5 protein-coding genes and 3 tRNA genes are annotated in these 5,214 nt (G+C 71.6%); all 8 read right to left on the bottom strand.

The window, feature by feature from the left end:
* Positions 1-252 precede the first annotated feature (252 nt).
* A complete protein-coding gene (locus E1182_RS28920) occupies positions 253-765 on the bottom strand; it encodes an SRPBCC family protein (protein ID WP_132270896.1) in 513 nt (170 codons plus the stop codon).
* Between the two features lie 150 nt (positions 766-915).
* A tRNA-Phe gene (locus tag E1182_RS28915) sits at positions 916-989 on the bottom strand.
* 100 nt (positions 990-1,089) lie between these two features.
* A tRNA-Asp gene (locus E1182_RS28910) sits at positions 1,090-1,166 on the bottom strand.
* Positions 1,167-1,200: 34 nt separating this feature from the next.
* Positions 1,201-1,273: transfer RNA gene (locus E1182_RS28905), tRNA-Glu, on the bottom strand.
* Between the two features lie 155 nt (positions 1,274-1,428).
* A complete protein-coding gene (locus E1182_RS28900) occupies positions 1,429-2,220 on the bottom strand; it encodes a polysaccharide deacetylase family protein (RefSeq protein ID WP_132270895.1) in 792 nt (263 codons plus the stop codon).
* 72 nt (positions 2,221-2,292) lie between these two features.
* The gene (locus E1182_RS28895) at positions 2,293-3,228 is read right to left on the bottom strand and encodes a MerR family transcriptional regulator (RefSeq protein WP_132270897.1); all 936 of its coding nucleotides are present in this window, start codon (positions 3,226-3,228) and stop codon (positions 2,293-2,295) included.
* Positions 3,218-3,823, bottom strand: a complete 606-nt coding sequence (idi, locus tag E1182_RS28890; protein WP_132270894.1) for an isopentenyl-diphosphate Delta-isomerase — start codon at positions 3,821-3,823, stop codon at positions 3,218-3,220. The genes E1182_RS28895 and idi overlap by 11 nt, the downstream gene beginning before the upstream one ends.
* Positions 3,820-5,214: phytoene desaturase family protein (crtI, locus tag E1182_RS28885; RefSeq protein ID WP_132270893.1), on the bottom strand; the 1,395-nt coding region annotated here is incomplete at its 5' end. The genes idi and crtI, both read right to left, overlap by 4 nt.

Here is a 5,214-nt window from a genome sequence, read left to right as displayed (position 1 = left end):
GGTGAGCAGGGACAACGCCGCCGTGACCACCGTCAGGCGGATGACCGGGGATGCCATGGGGGTGCCTCCAGAGGGATGGGTGGACCCTGCGTTGCGTTCGGGGTGCCGAGCGTGGTGATCATACCGACGAACCGTGCGAAGTGGACTATCCCGCGAACATGATGACCCTGGTGCTATGCCCCGAGCCCATAGCCGGGTCGCGCAGGGAAAATCCGGACACGTCGGACGAGTCGCCCCACGAGACGACCCGACTCAGGCGGGGGCGATGTGTCGGGTCAGCGTGTGCAGGTAGCGGCTCAGCAGCTCGTGCCAGCCGGCGGTGAGCGCCTGCCGGTAACCTTCGGCCGCGGCACCGTGCCGGTCGAAGTGGCGATGCTCGACCTCGACCCGGGTGCCGCCCGAACTGCCCGGCAGGAAAAGCACCTCGACCTCGCTGGCCTGCGCCGGATCCGGCACCGGCACCCGGTCCGGGCCGATCTGCCAGGTGAAGACCAGGCGCTTCGGCGGATCCCAGATGACCACCCGGCCCCAGTCGCTCCGGAAGCCGTACGGACCGATCTCGTAGAGCATTCCGCCCGCCTGCGGCTCCATGCCCAGTTCGGCCAGGGCCGCCGGGCCGGACCAGGTGTACTCGGGCACCCACCAGTCGGTCAGCGCCCCGGTGAACACGGCGAACGCCTGCTCCGCGCTGGCTGGGACGAGGAGCGTGCTGCGCAGCGCGTACCGCTCGACGTCCTGCCGGACATCGGCCATCTTCTGTCCCATAGGCCCGGACCATACCGGCTGATGCATCGGTGTGCAGCTTCGTGGCATGCCCGCTTCCGGACAGCCGATGGGCTTCCGGACGGGGACAAAGCAGAGCGCCGACCGGCGTTTCCGCTGGTCGGCGCTGCTGTAGCCCGGCGAAAGGCTATGTGGCCAGGGGCGGGGTCGAACCGCCGACCTTCCGATTTTCAGTCGGACGCTCGTACCAACTGAGCTACCTGGCCGTGGTGCTCGGACCATGCTACCCGAAAGCGGGATCTCCGCCGACAGGGTAGCTGCTCCGATACGCGGAACGCCGCGCAATGGTCTACGCGGCGTCTGCGCTGGCGGTCCTGACGGGACTTGAACCCGCGACCTCCGCCTTGACAGGGCGGCGAGCACTCCAACTGCTCCACAGGACCTAGCTTGATGTTGCCTCCGGCCGAAGCCGGACCGTGCCCCCAACGGGATTCGAACCCGTGCTACCGCCTTGAAAGGGCGGCGTCCTGGGCCGCTAGACGATGAGGGCGGCCCCGCCATCATTGCACACTCGCAACGTCAAGCGGACTTGCTCCCATCCGGCCCCGCCGGAGGCATGAGAAGCATATGCCATGCCGCGTCGGTCGACCAAACCGGTATGGCCACGGGCACAACCGCCAGCGAAACCGCAGTTCAGGGCGGTCGTCACCGGGGCGGGGCGATGCCGAAGCGTCGGTTCAGGTCGGCGATCACCCGCGGACAGGCGGCCAGGGTGCGGCTCCGGTCGCCCCCACCGTCGTGCATCAGCACGATCGCGCCGGGGCGCACCCCGCCCAACACCCGCTTCTCCAGCACCGGGGCCTTGGGCTTCGCCCAGTCCTGCGGATCGACGCTCCAGTGCAGCGACCGCATGCCGAGCTGCTTCGCCACCGCGACCACCTCCGGAGTCCACCTCCCGCCCGGCTGGCGGTAGAAGGGCACCTTGGCGTCCGGAACAGCCGCCCGGATCGCCTGGTTGGTGCGGACCAGGTCGGCCCGGATCTCGGCAACGGGCCGGCGGCCGAGCTCGAAGTCGTGCCGCCAGCTGTGGTTGCAGAGCTGGTGCCCCTCCCGCACGATCCGCCGCACCAGCTCGGGATGCTGCCGCACCTCGGTGCCGACCAGGCAGAAGGTGGCCTTCACCCGGCCAGCCCGGAGCTGGTCGAGCACCTTCGGTGTCCAGGTCGGGTCCGGGCCGTCGTCGAAGGTCAGGGCGACCCTGCGTACCCCGGTGGTGCGCCGCAGGCCCGCGGGAAGCGCGGTCGGCTCCGGCCGCAGCCGCGGCTTGGGCCGGCTGGTCCGGGTCGGCGAGGGCGCCGGGTCGGGCTGTACGGACGGTGACGCCGGGACGATCGGGGTCGCTGCTCCTGGTTGCCGCTCGGCCGGTTGATCATCGCCGCAACCAGCGACGAGCAGGACCAGTCCGAGGGCTGCGAGAAGCACGCGACGTGCACGCATCGTCACTCCGGGGGGTTCGGGTACGAGGACCGACCCGACGGTAGTTCACGAATCGCGAACCTGGCAGGTCGGTCACTCTCCGCTGGGCTGGTCCCACGAATCGCTTACGGCCAACGCCAGGGAGACCGCCTCGGCCAGGTTCGCCGGACGGACCACCCCGCTGGGTAGCGTGTCGACCCGCCAGCCCGGCCCGGCGGCCAGCACCAGCAACGGCCGGCGGGGCAGCGCGAGTAGCGTGGAGAGCTGCCCGGGAGCGGCGGTGGCCGTGGTGTGCGACCAGATCACCGCCGCCACCGGGCCGGTCCGGTTGACCGCCTCCACCAGGGCTGCCACTGGCATCCGTGCCCCCAGCATCCGGTACGCCACACCCGCCTCCGCCAGCGCGGCGGCCAGTGCCTCCAACGGCAGGGTGTGCTGCTCCTCGTCGGCGCAGGAGAGCAGGATCCGGGGCGGGCTGGTGGCCTTGCCGGCGCGGGCCACCGCCGCGAACGCCTCGGAGACGCACCGGGACATCAGGTGTTCCACCTCGATCAGTCCGGCGGTGGCGGCGTGCCGCTCGCCGATGGCGGCCAGCACCGGCCGGAGCAGGTCGTCCCAGGTGGCGACCACACCGTTGCGCTCCAGCGCCTGCTCGATCGTCTCGCTGATGGTCACCGAATCCAGCCGTACGGCGGCCCGGGCGAGGCCACGGGCCGCCGGCCCGGCCCGCACGACCGGGATCCTCTGCCCGCCGCCGTCGCGGACCGTGCGTAGCCGCACCTCCCCGCCGGCATCGGCCGTCGGACCCTGCTTCGCCCAACGGGCCGCCTCGGCCGGAGCCACTCCCTCGGCGGTGAGCTGCCGCATGACCTCCAGGCGGGCGAGATCCGAGGGCATGTAGCGCCGGTGATGGCCGGGGACGTGCTGGCTGGGACCGAGGCCGTAGCGCTGGTGCCAGGTACGCAGTGTGGTGACCGCCACACCCAGTCGGCGGGCCACCGTCCCGGCGCTCAGCCCCTCACCGGTCACCCGGCCGCTCCGCAGCGTCATCCGCCGGTACGCCGGACGGAAGGGTGGGGTCGGCGGGATGACCGGGCCGCAGCAGCCGGTTCACCACCCCGCCCAGCCAGGGCGCGTACGGGCGCGGATCGGCGTCGATCTCGGCCAGCAGCCGTAGCGGGTCGACCCAGCGCAGCGCGGAGACCTCGTCCGGGTCCGGCAGCAGGGCCAGGTCGGCCGGCACGTCGGCGCGCAGCACGTGGTCGTACTCGAACTCGACGCGGCCGGTGGCCGGATCCTCGGCGTGGTAGAGGTGGACCCCGACCTCGGTCAGGGTCACCGGACCGGTGCCGAGTTCCTCGCCCAGCCGCCGGTTGGCGGCCTCGGCCAGCGACTCGCCCGGCCTCGGATGACCGCAGCAGGAGTTGGCCCAGCGCCGCGGGAACCGGGATTTCACCTCGGCCCGCTGTTGGAGCAGCACCCGCCCCTGCGGGTCGACCAGCAGCACCGAGAAGGCGCGGTGCAGCCGGCCCGGTGCCTGGTGTGCCGCGGCTACCGTGGCCTCGCCCAGCGCGCGGCCACCGTTGTCGACCAGTTCGACCAGGTGCCCTTCCCGGGACTTCACCGACCCTGCCTCCTCGCCGGCTGCGGTGGGCCGGCGGAGACCGTCGGCCCGGTGACCCCGGTGACCCCGGTGATGCGGTTCGCGGCGAGCTTGCCGGAGATCAGCACCATGGGCACGCCCACTCCCGGCTGGGTGCCGGACCCGGTGAAAACCACGTTGGACAGGCCCCGGTGCAGGTTCGACGGGCGGAAGGGGCCGGTCTGGAAGAAGGTGTGCGCGGCGGCGAACGGGGTGCCGGCGGCCATGCCCTGCTCCTCCCAGTCGGCGGGGGTGACCGTACGGAGCACCTCGACACCGTCGGCGAAGCCGACGTACCCGCGTTTCTCCAGCGTCCGGACGAGTTGGTCGGTGTAGCGGCGGTCGAGTCCCCCGCGCCAGTCGAACGGGGCGCGTTCCAGATTGGGCACCGGCGCGAGCACGTAGTAGGTGTGCCGGCCCGCGGGAGCGACCGCGGGGTCGGTGCGGCTGGGGTTCGTGACCAGCAGCGACGGGTCGGTCATCAGCTCGCCGCGCCGGATCACCTCGTCGAAGGTGCCCTGCCAGGACCGCCCGAAGTGGATGTTGTGGTGGGCGATCCGGGCGTACCCCTGCCTCGATCCGACGTGCAACACCACGCAGGACGGCGAGTAGGTCAGCCGACGGACCCGGCCCTCGGGCAGTAGGTCACGGTAGGCGACCGGCAGGTCCGGGTTGAGCACCACCACGTCGGCCGGGATCAGTTCACCGTCGGCGGTCACCACGCCGGTGGCCCGGCCGTTCGCGGTCTCCACCCGGGCCACCGTGGTCCCGTACCGAAACTGGACGCCGTGTTTCTCGGCGGCACCGGCCATGCCCCGGGCGACCGCGTGGATGCCGCCGCGCGGGAAGTACACCCCGGCCACCGCGTCGAGGTACGCGATGACGCTGTAGATGGCCAGCGCGTCGTGTGGTGCGAGTCCGGCGTACATGGCCTGGAAGGAGAAGATCCGCTGGGTACGAGGATCGGAGAAGAACTGGTTGATCTTCGTCTGCAGTCGGCGGAATGCGCCGTTGGCCAGCAGCCGCACCAGGTTCGCAGTCAGCAGGTCGGTCGGCGCGTCCAGGTTGCGGTCGATGAAGTCGGCCCGTTCCCAGCGCCACAGGTTGCGCGCGTAGTCGACGAACCGCAGGTAACCGTCGGCCTCGCGGGGGCCGCAGACCCGGGAGATCTCGGTGGCCATCCGGGTGGTGTCGGTGATCACGTCCAGCGTCGAGCCGTCCGGGTAGTGCGCCCGGTACGCCGGGTCGAGCGGGATGAGGTCCAGCCAGTCGTCCAGCTCCTCACCGACCGCCCCCAGGGCCTCGGCGATCAGGTCCGGCATGGTGAGCACGGTGGGGCCGGTGTCGAACTCGTACCCGTCCACGCTCAGCCG

This window comes from Micromonospora sp. KC721 (assembly GCF_004348355.1).
Classification (GTDB): domain Bacteria; phylum Actinomycetota; class Actinomycetes; order Mycobacteriales; family Micromonosporaceae; genus Micromonospora.
Note: the sequence above shows the minus strand (reverse complement) of the source record. Positions and strands in the feature narration are given on the sequence as shown.